This window comes from Arcicella lustrica, assembly GCF_034930985.1.
GTDB classification, from domain to species: Bacteria; Bacteroidota; Bacteroidia; order Cytophagales; family Spirosomataceae; genus Arcicella; species Arcicella lustrica.
Map to the genome: position 1 here is coordinate 15,559 of NZ_JAYGIM010000024.1, position 18,927 is coordinate 34,485.

Here is an 18,927-nt window from a genome sequence, read left to right on the forward strand (position 1 = left end):
ACCATATAACAAAAAGAGCTTCGAGAATACTCTCGAAGCTCTTTTTATAATAACCCTAAATCAATTAAGGATTAAAAATATTAGCATTGTTTCTATATCCTTCTGAAACATTTGAATACCAATCTACACTTGATTTACCTCCTGATGTAGCCCAATCTGCGAATTTGAAATATGTTTGTGTGATATTTTTCGATTCACTTGGATATTTAAAGTTTTCAGTTGATACTTCAATTCCCCAAGGTAGTCTTGTACTTGTACTGTAAAGTGCTGTTGTCAATGAAGAATCATCTATTGTTCCGAAGAATGATTTATCAACTAACTTAGTTGGATTTTTACCAAGTAAATGTGTTTCTTTACCTCTTGTACCATTTGAATTATTCCAAATAAATGGATTATAAGAACCCACACCAAATGCACCTAAAGATGGTCCACCAACAACATCAAAACTAAATGAATAAGATTTAGATGCAACTGGGCTTTGACCGGCAATTGTATTCCAAGCGGCTAATTCTCCTATGCTATTCTTGAATAGAATTACTACAACACTATCTTGTCCAGCTTCTAAGCTTCCACCTGTATTTGATGTAAAGTTAGTTGCCTTTCCAGCTGGAATGTTAAACTGAACACCAGCACCATTTTGAATTGATCCACCTGTAGCATGTAAAGTATAAGTGGCTTTTACTTGTGCTACAATATTAGACGAATTAGTAATAATCTGATATCTGTACGAAAGAACGACGTCATTCAAATCATAATCTCCTTTATTTGGCCATTGATCTTCAAATGCTACTGTAGATGGAGCAGAAGAATTTATAAATGCTTTAGAAGCATCATTAGGGAAAGCATCTTCACTATCAATAATACCATCTTTATCTGAATCATTACTTGCTACCGGTTCTGTACCATTTCCTTCATTACATGCAGTTTTTGCGATGTAAATACCTCCATCTTTAGTTTTCTGAGCTGTTCCATCTAAGAAACTTGCTTTAAGAGCATCGCTTGGTTCTGAGAATTGAACAGTACCTGTAAGTTTTTGTCCACCACCATTGTTGATATTACCACCTGCAGTAGTTAATACCTTGAATAATGAATAATTGCTCCCTGTACCAGTAATTTTACCGTCGTAAGTTGATAGAGAATTAGTTACTAATAAAGCTCCGTTGAATAAATTAACAACACCAGACCCATTGATACGAGTACTACCTCCAACTGAAATATAGCTATCATTGTTAATTGTTTTATCAACACCCAAATCAGTTTTGATAATTAATTGACATTTGTTATTTAAAATACCAGAACTATTTATCTGCATACTATTAGCGGTCATATAACTATTGTTTGTCAATGTGGTTGAGCTATTAATAATAAAATTACCTACAGCAGTCATTTTACCATTATTTGTTACCGTCTGACCAGAAGAATTCAATCTAACTTCGCCATTAAATGTAATCTCAGCATTGTTAGTCATTGCACCATCTAATGGAGAAGAACCTTTAACAATAATCTGCCCTTCGTTTATAATATTTGAACCTGAACGAGATTGTAATTCAGCATTAGCATTTACAACTCCGTAATTATAAAAAGTACCTCCAACAATAAGATTACCTGAAGAATTTAAAGTACCGAAGTTTTTCACAGTTACATCTGCTGAATTCCAGTTAACATTACTGAAATTAGCCGAACCTTTTGAAGTAATAATTACGGTGTATTTAGCACCCGAATTAAAATTCAAATTATTAAGTGTAATGTTAGTACCACAAATACGAAGAGTACCACCATTCAAAGTATTTGGATTGAAGTTTACTGTGTAATCACTCCCTGTTAAACAATATGTTTTTGAACCTGTGCTACTATTAAGGTCAATTGTTGTTCCACTACTTACCGAAATATCACATCCAGTGCTACAATCAGGACTTGTTTCAGATGAAGCTGCCGTTACATACTTCTCTGAATCTGAAGAAACACCAAATCTTCCCGAAGAAACTGTTCCTAATGATACAGTAAGACTAGAAGAAGCAGTAAGCGCCACTTTTTGTGTTATTTTAGTTCCATCTGGAGCTGTTTTAACAAAATAAACTTCTTTGACAGAAGATGGTATTGAAATCTTCGTTAAAAAAGGAGAAGATATTGAAGCCGCACCTTTTGAAAGAGCAACTGCACCAGTAGTTGGATCAGCACCATAAATAGATACAACATGAAGTGCACTTTTGAAACGGATGTCACTGATAGAAATGTTGAAATTTACATCTCTTGATGTTTTCCAATCAAAACCAGCAGGAACTACTAGACTATTAATGTCATTCGTCTTTGTTCCATCAACAATCAGTTCTGAAGTACAAGATGCTACAATAACTGCTAATCCAAGTACAATTGATAAAAATTTTGTTCTCATTTTAATTTTCGCCCTAAACTTTTTATTAGAGCATTCGTTTAAGTGTTGTTGTGTTTAGTAATTAATGATTAATGTATGTTAACTTTTAAGAATTCTTACCACTATTTAATTTCTTGGTAAAATCACTTTAAAAGTCTTAATAGTTTTAGAAACTTATTTACTACAAAATTAATCTAATTTTCTTTAGAAGTAAAAAAACTAACAAAAATCAATTTGCTATAAATCATGTATCTACAAGCATTTTAAATAATTAAATACCTATTAAGAAGAAACTATTCAATTCCACATGCAGGTAAATTCTTATTTAAACAACCATAAAACCGTTAGTCTATTTTACACCTCATAAAAAACAGTTTATCAAAAAAGTCCTAAATTGTGTTCATTAAAATATACAAGAAAAATGATAAATACATTCTTTAACTTAGATGACAACATTTAAATATCAAAATTTATACCAAAAAACAAATCACAAACGAATAGTACCATAAATACATTAAATAATCTAGTATTATTTTTAAATATTATTGAGACAACATATAAATATAATTCACCAATCATTGGGAACAAGTACTTCATCAATAAATATATCATATTTACCAGAAAAAATTAAAAAAAATCTATACATTTAATAATGTAGTTTACCTTTGTTTAAACAAAATCATAAAAACAGCTTAGGATATTATATGCCAAAAATCAATAAAATTCTTATCGCCAATCGTGGAGAAATAGCCTTGCGTATCATGCGTACAGCCAGAGAGTTAAATATTCAAACGGTAGCTATTTTCTCTGAAGCAGATAGAAATTCTCCTCATGTCCGTTTTGCTGATGAAGCCATTTGTATCGGTCCTCCTCCTTCTCATCAATCTTATCTTTTAGGTGATAAAATCATTGAGATTTGTCAAAAATTGAATGTTGATGCCATTCATCCTGGTTATGGTTTTCTTTCTGAAAATGCTGCTTTTTGTAAAAAGGTAATAGAAGCAGGATTGATTTTCATTGGTCCTTCTCCAGAAAGTATTGAATTGATGGGCGATAAACTAACGTCTAAACATACTGTAGCGAAATACAATATTCCTATGGTTCCCGGCACGCCAGATGCAGTAACCGACAGAAGCATCGCTAAAGAAAAATCTTTAGAAATTGGTTATCCAGTATTGATTAAAGCTTCTGCAGGTGGTGGTGGAAAAGGGATGCGTGTGGTTGAAAAAGAAGAAGATTTTGATGAACAAATGGACAGAGCTGTTTCTGAAGCTATTACTTCTTTCGGAAATGGAGCTGTTTTTATTGAAAAATATATTACTGCACCCAAACACATCGAAATACAAGTATTAGGCGACCAACATGGAAACGTTGTACATTTATTTGAAAGAGAATGTTCCATCCAACGCCGTCATCAAAAAGTAGTTGAAGAAGCTCCTTCTGCTGTTTTAACGCCTGAAATTCGTGAAGCAATGGGGCGTTGTGCTGTTGATGTAGCAAAAGCTTGTAATTATTATGGCGCAGGTACTGTTGAGTTTATCGTAGATGAACATTTAGATTTTTATTTCCTAGAAATGAATACTCGTTTACAAGTTGAACATCCTGTCACTGAACTCATCACGGGAATCGACTTAGTTAAAGAAATGATTAGAATTGCTGAAGGAGAAAGTATTTCTTTTAAACAAGAAGATATTCATATTCAAGGACATGCAATAGAAATAAGAGTATGTGCTGAAGATCCAAGAAATAATTTCCTCCCAGATGTTGGCACTTTAAATACTTATATTCGACCAGAAGGGAATGGAGTAAGAGTAGATGATGGTTTTGAGCAAGGAATGGCTATCCCGATTTTCTATGACCCAATGATTGCAAAATTGATTACTTATGGCAAAAATAGAGAGGAAGCAATTGTTAAAATGATTAGAGCAATTGATGAATTCAAAATTTCAGGCATTCAAACAACTTTACCTTTTTGTAAATTTGTGATGCAACACGAAGCTTTTTTGTCTGGAAATTTTGATACAAGATTTATCAGTTTGTATTACTCTCCAGAATTATTGGACGAATTACCTGATGCTGAAGAGGAAATGTTAGCAGCAGCTTTAGCAAACTTCTTGATGACTAATAAAAAGTCCAATAATAGCACCATTGCGAATTCCACGATTATAGAAAATAGTAATTGGAAAGCCAATCGTTTGGCTTATCGTTAAAAACAAAGAGGCTAACGTTTTTAAACATTAGCCTCTTTGTTTTTTATTTCTTAACCACTTTTAACTCTACTCCTTTATTGCTCGCATTTCTTAAAACAATACCCATAAAGTCTATTCTAATCGCATTAATACCATTTCCTATTAATATATTTCTGATAGCCGCTGCACGTCTTGAGCCTAATCGTTTACTTTGAAGTGAATCGCCCATGTTATCAATATAGGCTGTCAGCTTAATTTGTGATTTTGGATAAGCGGACATGATTTTTGCTAAATCAATCACTGTTTTATCAGAACCTGTTGTTAATGCACCAGTATTTCCTTCAAAACCAATGTTATCAAAAGTAAAAACTCGGTTTACTGTAGCAGAAGAATCTGCCAAATATCTAGCAAAATTATAAGTAAAAGAACCATTGGTTAAATCTATTTTTTGCCCGTTTGGTAAATTTACAGCTATTGTTTTTTCTTCCGCTTTTAAAGCTGTTGTATCCACTTTTGCAGTTGAAGAGTCCTTTGCTAAACTATTAGTATCAATAATTGCTCCAGTTACTTCTTCCATTTCAGATGAATCTACCATGCTGTCGGATGAAGTACTTAAACTTTTCCAATCATAAGTAAAAGCAAAATATCCTAAACCTGCAATAACTGCTACAATTAATACTGATGGTAAAAACCATTTCGGAATACTTCCCAAACCGCCACTTGATTCGCTTTCGTAGTTTTTAGTCGAATAAGTCATTTTTGACTCTTTCTCAGGCTTTGATGCTACAGTATTATTGACAGCAACAGACTTGATCGGCGCAGCTGGAGCAAACTGAATTGGCTTAATTTCCTGACTCATGAAAATTGCAATGCCAAGCGTATCTATCATTTTTGGCTGAAGTGCATCAGGTGTTTCATCAATTAAATGTACTTTTTGATCAAGTAAATAATTGGCTAAATGAATTTTATCCAAACCTTGGCTTATTACCAATTTACCTAATTTTCCAACCACAACTGGTGCAACGACTGCCATTATTGAGGTAGCAGAGGAGTTTCTAATACTTGCAAATTGTGAAATTAAGGTTGCAATTGAGCTTTTTTTGTCTGGCAAAACCTGACTAACCAAAGCACTTCCTTGTTCAAAAAGTGGCGTAAAACTTTCTTTATCTCTTAAATAATCTTGTAATTTTTCACTAATGCTTCCATCATGTTTACCTCTCTGAATAACATTCATTAAGGTTGTTGCGCCTGCTTCGTTAGAGACTCTCTTCATCAAACCTCCAACCAAAGTAGGGATTAATCCATCAATTGCCACTTTTACTTTTTCTTCTTTTTCTCCTGTTATGTTGGCTATTTTGAATGAAATATCTCCTGCTAGCAGCTCTCTAAGTTCTCCAAATAAATTCATACTCTTTGTTTTTAAAATCTTTTAATGTTAAGTCAAAATTACAACCTAATTCTCAAAAAAACACTCAAAATATTTACAAGAACAAATCTTCGCTGAGAATTTGTACTCAATTTTCATCTATTTCTTTTTTGAACAAATTCCTCATTTTGCAGTTAAAACGGAATTTTTACTTAAAAATTAGACATTCAAAAGAATAAACATCAAGCAAATTTGATAAAAGTGATAAAACTCTAGGAATGTAGTACTAATTTTGTAGTTCCCATTTCAAATTCATGATTTTATAATCATGTTATATTCCATGAAAAAAATATTGTTTATTGACCGTGATGGTACTATTATCGCTGAACCTCCGATAGATTTCCAAGTAGATTCACTTGAAAAATTAGCATTCCTTCCAAAAGCGATTTCAAATCTTCGCAAAATTGCGGAAGAATCAGACTTTGAATTAGTGATGGTAACGAATCAGGACGGATTAGGAACAGACTCTTTTCCTGAAAACACTTTTTGGCCAGCACACAACAAAATGATGGAAACTTTGACAAATGAAAATATTCATTTTGCCGAAGTACACATCGACCGTACTTTCGAACATGAAAACGCTCCTACTCGTAAGCCAAGAACAGGAATGTTGGAAAAGTATTTCGATGCTTCAGTGTATGATTTAAAAAACTCGTTTGTATTGGGCGATAGACTTACCGACGTTCAATTAGCCATAAACTTAGGTGCAAAAGCAATTTATTTGGGTGATAATAAACCTGAAGACCAACAACTAGCGGATGCCATTGCTTTGGATTCAAAAGATTGGGATGAAATTTACCAATTCCTTCGTTTACCAGAACGCATCGGAAGTATAGAGCGCATTACCAAAGAAACACAAATTTGGGTAACTGTGAATTTAGATGGAAAAGGAAAATCAAAGATTGATACTGGTTTAGGTTTTTTCGACCACATGTTAGATCAATTGGCTAAACATTCTGGCGCTGATTTGACCATCAAAGTAAATGGAGATTTGCATATCGACGAACATCACACGATTGAAGATACTGCTTTAGCTTTGGGCGAAGCATATTTAAAAGCTTTGGGTGATAAAAAAGGAATTACTCGTTATGGTTTTTATTTATTGCCAATGGACGAAGCATTGGTACATGCAGCGATTGATTTCTCTGGTAGAAATTGGATGGTTTGGGATGCAAAATTCTCTCGTGAGAAAATTGGAGAAATGCCAACCGAAATGTTTTTCCATTTCTTCAAATCGTTTACAGATACTGCCAAATGTAATCTAAATATTAAAGCAGAAGCGGATAACGAACATCATAAAATCGAAGCGATTTTTAAAGCTTTTGCAAAAGCTATCAAAATGGCAACGAAAAGAGAAATCAAAGATTTAGACATTCTGCCTTCAACTAAAGGCGTTTTATAAATCTCTGAAATCATTTTGTATAGGAAATTAACCAAAGAATTAATTCCTATTAATCCATTTTTAACAATTCTTACTTACCTTTGTGGCAAGATTAAATAGAATAATTGAACCTTCAAAATCATATAAAAATGTCTGGAACAGTATTAACTTGGGCTTTCTTTATCGTTCTAATGGGTGCTTCAACAGTTGTAGCTATCAAATTACAAAACATCTATAACGAGAGAGGTAAGTAATTAGCCCTGATTTTCTAAATGTTTGTCATTAAAAAGAGCTTCTCGAAAATTTTCGAGAAGCTCTTTTTAATGACTGGCTTATGCTGTTTTATAATATATATTGACTTAAATCTCTGTTCTTAACCATTCCACCCAAACGTTCAATAACTAAATCTTTTCCAATGATTATTTTTTCGTTTGGCGTAATTACATCAGGAATATCAAACATAATATCATTTAATAAATGTGACATCACTGTTTGCAAACGCCTAGCTCCAATGTTTTCGACTTCTGAATTGACAGCGAAAGCAATTCTAGCAATTTCTGCTAGAGCGTCATCTTCAAACGATAATTCTACGCCTTCAGATTGTAACAATGATATATACTGTTTTGTGAGTGCGCTTCTTGGTTCTTTCAAAATTCTATAAAAATCTTCTTCTTTCAAGCTTTGCAACTCTACTCTGATTGGAAAACGCCCTTGCAATTCAGGAATCAAATCACTTGGTTTTGAAACATGGAAAGCACCTGCTGCAATAAATAAAACATGGTCGGTATTAATCACTCCATATTTTGTATTTACTGTTGAACCCTCAACAATCGGAAGCATATCTCTTTGTACTCCTTCACGACTTACATCTGGACCACCACCGCCACTTCTTGAAGAGGCAATTTTATCAATTTCATCAATAAAAATAATTCCTAAATTCTCTGCTTTTCTAATTGCCTCCTCTTTTACTTCATCCATGTCAATCAGCTTTGCTGACTCTTCTTCCAACAAAACTTTACGAGCATCAGCGATCGTCATTTTGCGTTTTTTCTCTTTTTTGGGTAACATTCCGCCTATCATTTCAGAAATATTCATCATCGACATTTCATCTATTGGGCCACCCATCACACCAATGTTCGGAGAATTGGTACTTCTAACGGCAATATCAATCTTACGGCTTTCTAATTCACCTCTTCTTAATTTTTCACGAAAAAGTTCTCTGGTTCTTTGGTTGAGCTCTTCGTCAGATTCTGGCAATTCATTTTCAAAACCGATTTTTTCCTGTTTTTTCTTTTTACCAGTCTTTCCCATAGATGGAACAAGTGCTTCCACAATAATTTCCTCAACGATTTCCGAAGCCTTATCTTTTACTTCTTCTTTCTTGGCTATTTGTACCAAATGCACTGAAGATTCTACCAAATCTCTAACCATTGATTCTACATCTCGCCCAACATAACCCACTTCTGTAAACTTAGAAGCTTCTACTTTTGTAAATGGAGCATCTGCTAATTTAGCCAATCTCCGAGCGATTTCGGTTTTCCCAACACCAGTAGAACCAATCATTAAGATATTATTGGGTGTAATTTCCTTTTGCATTTCTTCTGGAGCATTCATTCGTCTCCAACGATTTCGAAGTGCAATTGCTACATTTTTCTTGGCATCTTTCTGCCCAATAATGTATTTGTCGAGTTCAGCGACAATTTGTTTAGGAGTTAATGAATCTAAATTTGCCATCTTTTAAACGTTCCACAAATTTGCGTATGTACAATTTTGCTAGGTCAGTAAATTTTTATTTTATTATTCTGTTTAAATCACAAACTAAACCAAAACTATTCAAATTTCCGGCAGTATTATATCCTGAATACCCGTAAGAAAAATTAAATAATTTAGTATGAATCAAAAAACCAAGCGAAAATCCAGAGAAACCACTGACATTTTGTTGGCTTAATTCTGCACTTCTTAAATGATTATAACCAATTAAGGCATGAAAATTTTTACTCAATAAAAGCTCTGCACCGATGACGAAATGTCTTGCAAAATTATCCACAGGACTTATTTTGTTTTCGATAACATTACCATTCAAATCTTTTTTGATGATACTTTTATCTAAATATGAAATATCATACTGATACAAATGATGAGCCGTAAAAGAAAAACGCACTGGCATGTATTTAGGTTTAAAGCTTATACCAGCTTGTACATCAAAAGGTAAATCGGTTTTATCAAAAGGAGTATAAGATTTTAGTGTGACTCCTACATTTTTCACCGTTAAACCAAGCGTTAAAGCTTGCGTTGGATGCTTAAATATAGCACCAAAATCCATAAGTAAGGCTACCGCTGAATAACTTTCTATGACTGAGGATGCAAATTTCAAACTTCCACCAAATGTTATATTTCCTTGAGTACGAGAACTCGACAAAGTCATTGCTACATCATTGGCAGCAAATTGTCCAAGTATATTTCCTGAAGCATCCGTCAATTGAAAGTTTCCATAGTTAATAGATTGAACACCCAAAGCAATAATATTTTCTTTGAATTTTCTGGCATAAGCCGCTGTAGCATAATTAATTCCTGAGAAATAAGGAGTATAATTTACCGCTAAAAGGTTGTGTAAACTACTATCTAAAAGTGCAGGATTTTGAAAAAGCACATTAACATCTTTTTCTGAACGAGAAACATTAACGCCACCCAAAGCTAACTGAATAGGATTGCTAGGAATATTTAAGAAGCTAAAACTTCCGTTACCTCCAATTTGACAAAACCCTTGCTTTGCGATTTGTAGAAAAAATATCGTAAAAAAAATCCAATAGTATTTTTTAGTCATGCTGAATGAATTGATTTTGTCTTTCAAACCCAAAATTAGTTTAATTTGAGCTACAATACTTTTAAAAAAAGACATTTTGTAGAAAACGATTCAAGCTTACAAACCAATCTAATTTATTCCATTTATTTCTCGTTCTTTATCATCAAGTATTTTTAATGAATGGACTTCGATATTTTAACCCTAAAATCGGCAAAATCAAAAATATACAAAATCAAGAAACTATATCATTTTTGCAGGTATTTGATTCTTGAATTATATCTTTGATAAGAATTCAAACAGAACCATTTAGAACAAAATCATCGAAAATGAATACAGGTGGCAATCAATCAAAATTTGATGAATTAGCAAAAAAAAATACAGAAGCTTTATTGGGTGGTGGAGAAAAACGCATTGAAGTTCAACACAAAAAAGGAAAGTTAACTGCTCGTGAAAGAATAACTTTATTGCTAGATGAAGGTAGCTTTGAAGAAATTGGAAAATTCGTCATGCACCGCTGTAAAGACTTTGGTTTAGATAAAGAATATTATTTAGGTGATGGAGTCATTACAGGCTATGGAACTGTAAACGGACGATTAGTTTATGTTTTTGCACAAGATTTTACCGTTTTTGGTGGGGCTTTATCTGAAAGTCACGCTGAAAAAATTTGTAAAATCATGGATTTAGCCATGAAAAATGGCGCTCCAATTATTGGCCTGAATGATTCTGGCGGAGCAAGAATTCAGGAAGGAGTTACTTCATTGGCTGGTTATGCAGATATTTTCTATAAAAATACTTTGGCTTCGGGCGTAATTCCACAGATTTCAGCCATTATGGGTCCATGTGCGGGTGGAGCAGTGTATTCTCCAGCTATTACTGACTTCGTTTTGATGGTTGAAAATACTTCCTACATGTTTGTAACAGGACCAAATGTAGTAAGAACCGTTACACACGAAGTTGTTACTTCTGAAGAATTAGGCGGTGCTTCTACGCACTCTACTAAATCTGGAGTTACGCATTTTTCATGTGCCAACGAAGTTACTTGTATCAATAATATCAAGAAAATATTATCCTTCGTTCCTCAAAACTGTGAAGACCAAGCACCTTCTCTACCTTATGAGTTTGGTGATGAAGGACGAAAAGCTTTGGATAGTATTATTCCAGAAAACCCCAATCAGCCTTATGATATTAAAGAAGTAATTGAACACATTACTGATGCCGATTCTTTTTTTGAAGTACATCAAAATTACGCAGAAAATATTGTAGTTGGTTTTGCACGTTTGGCAGGCAGAAGTATTGGCATTGTTGCTAATCAACCAGCGGTGATGGCAGGAGTTTTGGATATTCAGGCAAGTCAGAAAGCTGCAAGATTTGTTCGTTTTTGCGATTGTTTTAATATCCCTTTATTGGTGTTGGAAGACGTTCCCGGTTTTATGCCCGGCACTAACCAAGAATGGGGTGGCATTATTACACACGGAGCAAAATTATTATACGCTTTCTGCGAAGCAACCGTACCAAGAATTACCGTAATTACTCGTAAAGCATACGGCGGAGCTTATGATGTAATGAATTCAAAACATATTGGAGCAGATATGAATTATGCTTGGCCAACAGCAGAAATTGCGGTTATGGGTGCAAAAGGAGCAGCAGAAATTATTTTCAAAAGAGAAATTTCAGAAGCTGAAAATCCTGTTGAAAAACTCCAAGAAAAAGTAGATGATTATACCGAGAAATTTGCCAATCCATACCGAGCAGCACATCGTGGTTATATTGATGAAGTAATTCAGCCCTCAGAAACTCGTCAGAAATTAATACGTGCTTTTAAAATGCTAGAGAATAAAGTAGCGAACTTACCAAGAAAGAAGCATGGGAATATTCCTTTGTAGCTGTGAGCTGTGAGCAATGAGCTTTTCTTTTTCTAGAATACTTAATCAAAAACTGATTTTTATCCCCAAAGGCTTTAAAAACCTTTGGGGTTTTGTATTTTTGTAAAAATGACATTTAGATTTTAATAATTGGATTATGACTGAAAACGCAAAAACATTCCTCTACGAATACCTCAACAATGCTTCGCCAACTGGCTTTGAAGCTCCAGGACAACAAATTTGGTTGGATTATATCAAACCTTATATCGACGAAACCATCATTGATGTGTATGGCACAGCAGTTGGTGTTATTAAACCTAAAAATGCGTCCTTAGCACAATCTTACAAAGTAGTTATTGAAGCTCATGCCGACGAAATTTCTTGGTTTGTGAATTATATCGACGATAATGGCTATATTTTCGTAAGAAGAAATGGTGGTTCTGATGCAGTGATTGCTCCTTCTATGCGTTGTAATTTACATACTAAAAAAGGTGTGGTAAAAGGCGTATTTGGCTATCCAGCTATTCACGTGCGTGATTTGGCAAAAGACAAAGCTCCTACTGTCAATGACATTTTTATTGATTTGGGTGCTGCCAATAAAAAGGAAGTAGAAGAAATGGGCGTTCATGTTGGAACAGTCGTTACTTTTGAAGATGGTTTAACAGAATTGAACAATCGTTACTTCGTAGGTCGTGCTTTGGATAACCGCATGGGTGGTTTTATGATTGCAGAAGTAGCCAGAATGCTGAAAGAAAACAACGTTGAATTGCCTTTTACTTTATATGTGGTAAATGCAGTACAAGAAGAAATCGGTTTGCGAGGTGCTGAAATGATTGTCAGACGTTTGAAACCAGACGTTGCCATTGTAACAGACGTTACCCACGATACTCAGTCGCCGATGTACAACAAAAAAGAGCAAGGTGATTTAAAATGTGGTTCTGGTCCTGTGATTTGTTATGGTCCAGCGGTACAAAACAATTTGCGTGATTTTATCATTGATGTAGCTGAATCTAAAGAAATCAAAATTCAACGTCAAGCGGTTTCTCGTTCTACGGGTACTGATACAGATTCTTTTGCTTATGCAACTGAAGGTGTCGCTTCGGCTTTAATTTCATTGCCATTGAAATATATGCACACAACGGTTGAAACAGTTTCAAAAGAAGATGTTCAAGCGGTTATTAACTTGATTTACGAATCTTTGCTTGCCCTAAAAGGAAATGAAGATTGGCGTTATATAAAGTAAGTTTTTTAGCTGTGAGCTATGAGCAGTAAGCCGTGAGCTTTGAGCTTTTTTATACTTTGACAAGTAACATTTCTATTGAAATTAAGGATTCTATAATATTCATCGCTCATAAGTTTTGAACTTTTTTAGAATCCTTAATGAGAAATATTCCAATTAAAATTATGGAAAATAAAAAAAGCTCAAAGCTAACCGCTCATAACTCACAGCTAATCCCCCTCCAACCCATGAAAAACAATTCCCTCTCAGTTGCTTCTTTCAATCTGATTTTATATGCTGCCCAGCAAAAAGGAGCGGATTTTAATACTTTGTGCGAAAAAGTTGGTTTAAGTCCAGAAATGCTACAAGACCCAGACGCCCGTTTGCCCATCAAAAAAGTACAAATACTTTGGAAAGAAGCCGTAGAAATGACAGGCGACAAACATTTGGCTCTTCATCTTGGTGAATCTATCAACACCATTGCAGTCGGGATTTTGGCTTATGTGATGATGCACTGCCCTACTTTAGATAAAGCTTTAGAAAAACTTTGCCAATATCAAGATATTGTTTGTGATGGTTCAAAAACAAGTGTTTTTATCCAAGATGATTTAGTTCATGTAACGCTTTCCCAACTAAGTGATGAGATGCTTTATCCACACTATGCTTTTGAGTCGGAATTATCTATTTACCACGCTGCCATGAAAGGGATGATTGGCAAAGATTTACCGCTAAAATCTGTTCATTTCAATTATCCAACATACTCCGATTCATCTGAATATCAGCGAGTTTTTCAAACGCAAGAAGTTATTTTTGAAAGTAATTTTACGGGAATGGTTTTTGAAAAAAAGTACTTCCATCTACCCATAATCAATGCGAATTCAAGTCTTTTTCATTTGTTTGATAAACACGCACAGTGTATTCTGGATGGTTTGAAACAAGATAATTCATTCAAGGAAAAAGTGAAAAAAGAAATTTTAGATGGTTTGAAAGGCGAAGAACCATCTCTTTTTAATGTTTCAAGAAGTTTGGGAATTGGTTTGCGTTCTTTACAAATGAAATTGAAAGAAGAAGGAGTCACTTTTCAGCAACTCCTTGATGATATTCGTAAGAATTTAGCCCTTCAACATTTACAAGAATCACATTTAAGTACAACAGATATTGCCTATTTATTGGGTTATTCTGAACCAAGTGTTTTTTCTCGTTCTTTCAAAAAATGGACAGGACATACACCCAATGTTTATCGTAAAAATCCTAAAATGGTAGCATAGGATTTCGGCGGTCGGATTTCGGGTTTCGGATTTTTAATAGCAAAAAAGAATTTTCTACAAATTGATAGCTGATAGCTCAAGGCTGAAAGCTATTTTGCTGTTTTACCTATCCTTCCCAAATGTGTATTTTCAAAACTATCTTCATACTTTAGTCCATAGCCCATCATTCTGTCAAAAGCTGAATGAACAAAAAGGATTGTTCCAAACAATAAAATCCCTTGATTTTGTTCATAAAAACCTAATGCTAAAATAGCAATTCCTAAAGCTTTATGATGCCCAAAATTGTACAACCACGCTCCGATTTTGGAATTTATTAAATAGCCCAACATCCCTAAATCTGGCAATAAAAGTAAAGCAGGAAAATACCACCAAGCAAACTCTAAACGGCTAAAAATCAATATTCCCAATATAAATTCAGCCAATTCTTCTAATTTTAAAATATTTTTCATGTCTTTTTTTTCTATATATTTTATTATAAAATACTCCAAACTCAAAGCTCACAGCTTATAACTGATTCCCTCTAAACCAATTCAAAGTTTCTGTAATCGCTTCATCCAAAGGTGTTTCTTTAAAATCTGGGAAAATACTTCTTACTTTCGTGTCATCTAAAAGTACTGTTCCTTCAAAAAGATAAAGCATTTCTTTTACTTCTTTCATTATAGGCATAAAAATTCCCAATACAGAAAATAACCATTTTGAGTGAAGTTTTATTTTTTCTGGAGCATTCGCCAATCTTGAAATTCTGTTTAATAAGCCTTTCATCGTTGGATGTACTTGTCCGCCATAATTATAATTTTCATAAGGTTTTTGAACACCTCTTTGCATCAATCTTACCATTATTTCAGCAGCATCTTTGGTGAAAACTAACTGATGTGGAATATCTTGACGAACCATATAAGGAAGTGCTTCGCCATTCAAAGCATTTATAAAAATTGGTTTAATACCATAATTTAGCACATTTGGTCCCCAAAAATCTGGCAAACAAACATTTAGCACTTTACATTTACCAGCGTTGGCTGCATCTCTTAACGTTTTTTCAATTGCTACTCGCAAAGCTCCTTTCCGAGTACATGGATTTTCTGGAGAATCTTCTTTAATCAAAGGCGTATTGCCATAATTATAAACATTTCCCGGAAAAACAATCATGGCTTTATTTAAGCTTGCCGCTTCGATAATCTTATTTGTTACCACATCCATATTACCAAACCATTCGTTGTATGGATAATTGATGCCATGAAAAATATACTTTTTGTCGGCGGCTACTTGTTTCAAAAGATTCAAATCTTGGGCATCACCTTTGATAATTTCTACATGATTAAAGCTTTGAAAAAGGTTTTTCGCTTTCGCTACATCACGAACAATTATGGTTACTGGAATATTTTTGCTAAGTAAATTTTCGGTAAAAGCATAACCGATGCTTCCTGTTGAGCCTAAAACTAAGATTTCTGATTTCATGTATTTTGTTGTTTAATGATGATACAAAGTTGTCGGAAAACCCCGAAATCGTCCTTGACCAATCATGCAAACAAAATGACATATTGCGAAAATCTTTACAAAACAAATAGCGATTAAAACAGCTATTCAAGCCCGTTTTAATCGCTATTTTAATATTTCAATAAAATGTACTTGCTAATAAACTCTACCAACAGAAGGATTATCTACAATGATTCTCTTCATTTCTTGCGGATTAATCGTTCCTTGTTTTTGATAAACAATTTTACCGTTTGGTTCAACCAAAAGAGTATAAGGCAAAGCTCCTTGCCATTTTGGGTCGATTAACTCAATCAATTTATAAGCATCGTCTGAATTAAAAATATAGTTTTTGGTCGAAGCTTGCAATCTTTTTAAAGTAGCCAAAGCTTTGTCTTTTTTATCAGGTTTATCTGCCGAAATCGTCACTAATTCAAAATCTCTCAAGCGATACATCCTGTTTATCGTCATAAAATCTGGCAATTCTGCTACGCAAGGTCCGCACCAAGTAGCCCAAACATTGATTAAACGTAATTTTCCAGAATTATTTTTCAATAAATTCTTTATTCCTCCTTCGTCAATGGTCTCTAAACTTACTGGCTCTTTTGCCCAATCTATTTTTTCTTGAGCCGCCAATTCTCTTTTTCCACCCCATTTTACTGAACAGCCAAATGTTTTTGTTTTACTTATCGCTACAGGTTTATCAGCCAATAATGCCTCAATTGCATTTTTTGTGTCATGATTTTTAGGAGTACCCGCTGGTTTTTCTACATCATCAATTCTGCCAGAATACCTTAAAATTCTTTTTTGGTCGAATATAAAAACGTGCGGCGTTGCAACTGGTCCAAACTTTTTAGAAGCTTCTTCGGTATCACCATCATATAAATACGGAAAATTAAATTGATGTTCTTTGGCTCTTATTTTCATGTCGTTGAAACTATCGCCCAAATCAGTATAACCCATTTCATCTAAACGGACACTTACTGGGTCGTTTGGTGAAATCGCAATTATTTGTACTCCTTTAGTTTTATATTCCGTCACCAATTTCTTGATGCGTTCTTCGTAAGCCTGCGCCGTTGGACAATGATTACAAGTAAATACCACGACCAACACTTTGGCTTTAGCAAAAGAATTCAGAGAATACATTTTGCCATCAGTAGCTTTTAAATTGAAATTAGGAGCTGGTGAACCTATTTCTAAAGTTGGATGCTCTTCAATATTTTTGAAGCCAAATATTCCTACGCAAATCGTTAATAATGAGAGGATAAGTATTCTTTTCATTTTTTTAAAATTGTTTTTTATGATTCATAAAAGATAAATGTTTTTCTTCATGAATGTATCTTGTTTTGTTAGTTAAGTTTTCAGTTTCCTTTTAAATCAAACATATTCTACGAAATCAAAACTTGATTGAGCCACATAAAATGAGTATTTTTGAAAAATAGCTTTCCTTATTTTCCTTTCTTAAACAATTTTAATTGTATGCAAGACCTTTCCATAACACTCATCCAAACTGATTTATATTGGGAAAATTCAACTGCTAATTTGGCAATGTTGGAAGAAAAAATTGCGATGATTTCTACGCCAACCGACTTGATTGTTTTACCAGAAATGTTTAATTCTGGCTTTACAATGAATGTTGAACAAGTAGGTGAACCGATGAATTTTTTCGTACAAAAATGGATGAAACAGCAAGCCGCACAAACAAATGCTGTTGTCACTGGAAGTTTTATTGCCAAAGAAGGTGAAAAGTATTTTAACCGATTAATTTGGATGCGACCAGACGGAAGTTTTGAGCAATACGATAAACGACATTTATTCCGAATGGGTGGCGAGCACCATTACTTTACTGGTGGCACACAACAATTAATTGTAGAATTGAAGGGTTGGAAAATTTGTCCGCTAATTTGTTATGATTTACGCTTTCCTGTTTGGTCAAGAAATGTAAATCAAGCTTACGATTTATTGATTTATGTAGCCAATTGGCCAGCAGTACGCTCAAAAGTTTGGGATACACTTTTACAAGCACGAGCCATTGAAAATCAAAGCTTTGTCGTAGGAGTAAATCGTGTGGGAAAAGATGGAATGGATTTAGTTTACTCAGGAAATTCAACCATAATTGATTTCAAAGGAAATCATCTTTTCTACCAAGCAGATAGTGAAATTGTGGAAACACAAGTACTCAACAAAAAAAGTTTAGCAGAATTCAGAGAACAATTTCCAGCTTATTTAGATGCTGATTCTTTTGAAATTAACAACCTTTTATAATGCAAAAAAGATTGCTTACTTTTTCTTTAATCTTAAATGTAATACTTATTCTTACGGGCGGAACTTTAGCTTTTAAGTTCAAAGAAAAACTACATCAATATTTATTTCCGCCAGCATCAAATAATATTTTATTGGTGGGAGATTCTTTACTAGCACAAGAAAATTGGGCTTTACTTTTGGGAAGAAACGACATTACAAACTTAGCTTACGGCGGGGCGATTACTTTGTATATTCTAAAAAATGTAGAAGTTCTAAGCCCGAAAATAAAACCTAAAATATGTGTAATAGAAGGTGGAGTAAATGATTTATTGGCTGGCGTTCCTGAACAAAGAGTTTTTGAGAATTATACCAAAATGATTCATACCCTTCAAAAACAGCAAATTAAGCCAATCATTAATGCGGTTATTTATACCAATTTCCCTGAAATTAATCATCAAATAACGATTTTGAATCAACAACTAGCAAGTTTTTGTCAGCAAAACCAACTGGTTTATGTAGATACCAATCAAGTTCTATCTGAAAAAGAATCATTAAAAAATCAATATTCTTTAGATGGCATTCATTTGAAACAAGCAGCTTATCCACTTTGGGCAAATGAACTTTCAAGTGCAATTAAAAAATTGGATCATTAAAAAACCTGTAAAGCTTAGCTTCACAGGTTTTTTAATGAAAG

General features: G+C 33.9%; 14 protein-coding genes. 7 read left to right on the forward strand and 7 right to left on the reverse strand.

Annotated features, from left to right (window positions below; genetic code table 11):
* Positions 1 to 64: 64 nt before the first annotated feature.
* The gene (locus VB798_RS23595; protein WP_323689702.1) at positions 65 to 2,392 is read right to left on the reverse strand and encodes an LruC domain-containing protein; all 2,328 of its coding nucleotides are present in this window, start codon (positions 2,390 to 2,392) and stop codon (positions 65 to 67) included.
* 683 nt (positions 2,393 to 3,075) lie between these two features.
* On the opposite strand from VB798_RS23595, the gene VB798_RS23600 reads away from it, so the two are divergent.
* Positions 3,076 to 4,581, forward strand: a complete 1,506-nt coding sequence (locus tag VB798_RS23600; RefSeq protein WP_323689703.1) for an acetyl-CoA carboxylase biotin carboxylase subunit — start codon at positions 3,076 to 3,078, stop codon at positions 4,579 to 4,581.
* Between the two features lie 43 nt (positions 4,582 to 4,624).
* Here the strand turns inward: VB798_RS23600 and VB798_RS23605 are convergent, their stop codons facing one another.
* Positions 4,625 to 5,968: a DUF937 domain-containing protein gene (locus tag VB798_RS23605; RefSeq protein ID WP_323689704.1), complete on the reverse strand. Its 1,344-nt coding sequence runs from the start codon at positions 5,966 to 5,968 to the stop codon at positions 4,625 to 4,627.
* A 298-nt stretch (positions 5,969 to 6,266) separates the two neighbouring features.
* On the opposite strand from VB798_RS23605, the gene hisB reads away from it, so the two are divergent.
* Positions 6,267 to 7,388 (forward strand): bifunctional histidinol-phosphatase/imidazoleglycerol-phosphate dehydratase HisB, encoded by a 1,122-nt coding sequence (gene hisB / locus VB798_RS23610; protein WP_323689705.1) that lies wholly within the window; start codon positions 6,267 to 6,269, stop codon positions 7,386 to 7,388.
* Positions 7,389 to 7,709: 321 nt separating this feature from the next.
* On the opposite strand, the gene hslU is transcribed toward hisB, so the two are convergent.
* Both hslU and porQ read right to left on the reverse strand, forming a co-directional pair.
* Positions 7,710 to 9,101 carry an ATP-dependent protease ATPase subunit HslU gene (hslU, locus tag VB798_RS23615; RefSeq protein WP_323689706.1) on the reverse strand — a complete coding sequence of 464 codons (1,392 nt, stop codon included), beginning with the start codon at positions 9,099 to 9,101 and terminating at the stop codon, positions 7,710 to 7,712.
* Positions 9,102 to 9,156: 55 nt separating this feature from the next.
* Positions 9,157 to 10,266 (reverse strand): type IX secretion system protein PorQ, encoded by a 1,110-nt coding sequence (gene porQ, locus VB798_RS23620; RefSeq protein ID WP_323689707.1) that lies wholly within the window; start codon positions 10,264 to 10,266, stop codon positions 9,157 to 9,159.
* A gap of 230 nt (positions 10,267 to 10,496) precedes the next feature.
* On the opposite strand from porQ, the gene VB798_RS23625 reads away from it, so the two are divergent.
* The 3 genes from VB798_RS23625 (at position 10,497) to VB798_RS23635 (ending at position 14,519) form a co-directional block, all read left to right on the forward strand.
* The gene (locus VB798_RS23625; RefSeq protein ID WP_323689708.1) at positions 10,497 to 12,053 is read left to right on the forward strand and encodes an acyl-CoA carboxylase subunit beta; all 1,557 of its coding nucleotides are present in this window, start codon (positions 10,497 to 10,499) and stop codon (positions 12,051 to 12,053) included.
* A gap of 136 nt (positions 12,054 to 12,189) precedes the next feature.
* Entirely contained in the window at positions 12,190 to 13,275 is a 1,086-nt protein-coding gene (locus tag VB798_RS23630; RefSeq protein ID WP_323689709.1) for a M42 family metallopeptidase, read from the forward strand.
* A 224-nt stretch (positions 13,276 to 13,499) separates the two neighbouring features.
* On the forward strand, positions 13,500 to 14,519 hold the full coding sequence (locus tag VB798_RS23635; RefSeq protein ID WP_323689710.1) for an AraC family transcriptional regulator: 1,020 nt from the start codon (positions 13,500 to 13,502) through the stop codon (positions 14,517 to 14,519).
* Between the two features lie 89 nt (positions 14,520 to 14,608).
* Here the strand turns inward: VB798_RS23635 and VB798_RS23640 are convergent, their stop codons facing one another.
* The 3 genes from VB798_RS23640 to VB798_RS23650 form a co-directional block, all read right to left on the reverse strand.
* Complete coding sequence (locus tag VB798_RS23640) at positions 14,609 to 14,968, reverse strand: DUF4260 domain-containing protein (RefSeq protein ID WP_323689711.1); 360 nt, start codon at positions 14,966 to 14,968, stop codon at positions 14,609 to 14,611.
* 55 nt (positions 14,969 to 15,023) lie between these two features.
* Positions 15,024 to 15,974 (reverse strand): NAD-dependent epimerase/dehydratase family protein, encoded by a 951-nt coding sequence (locus tag VB798_RS23645; protein WP_323689712.1) that lies wholly within the window; start codon positions 15,972 to 15,974, stop codon positions 15,024 to 15,026.
* A gap of 174 nt (positions 15,975 to 16,148) precedes the next feature.
* Complete coding sequence (locus VB798_RS23650; RefSeq protein ID WP_323689713.1) at positions 16,149 to 17,270, reverse strand: redoxin domain-containing protein; 1,122 nt, start codon at positions 17,268 to 17,270, stop codon at positions 16,149 to 16,151.
* A 198-nt stretch (positions 17,271 to 17,468) separates the two neighbouring features.
* On the opposite strand from VB798_RS23650, the gene VB798_RS23655 reads away from it, so the two are divergent.
* Positions 17,469 to 18,254: an amidohydrolase gene (locus VB798_RS23655; RefSeq protein ID WP_323689714.1), complete on the forward strand. Its 786-nt coding sequence runs from the start codon at positions 17,469 to 17,471 to the stop codon at positions 18,252 to 18,254.
* Entirely contained in the window at positions 18,254 to 18,886 is a 633-nt protein-coding gene (locus tag VB798_RS23660) for an SGNH/GDSL hydrolase family protein (protein ID WP_323689715.1), read from the forward strand. The genes VB798_RS23655 and VB798_RS23660 overlap by 1 nt, the downstream gene beginning before the upstream one ends.
* The last annotated feature ends 41 nt before the right edge of the window (positions 18,887 to 18,927 follow it).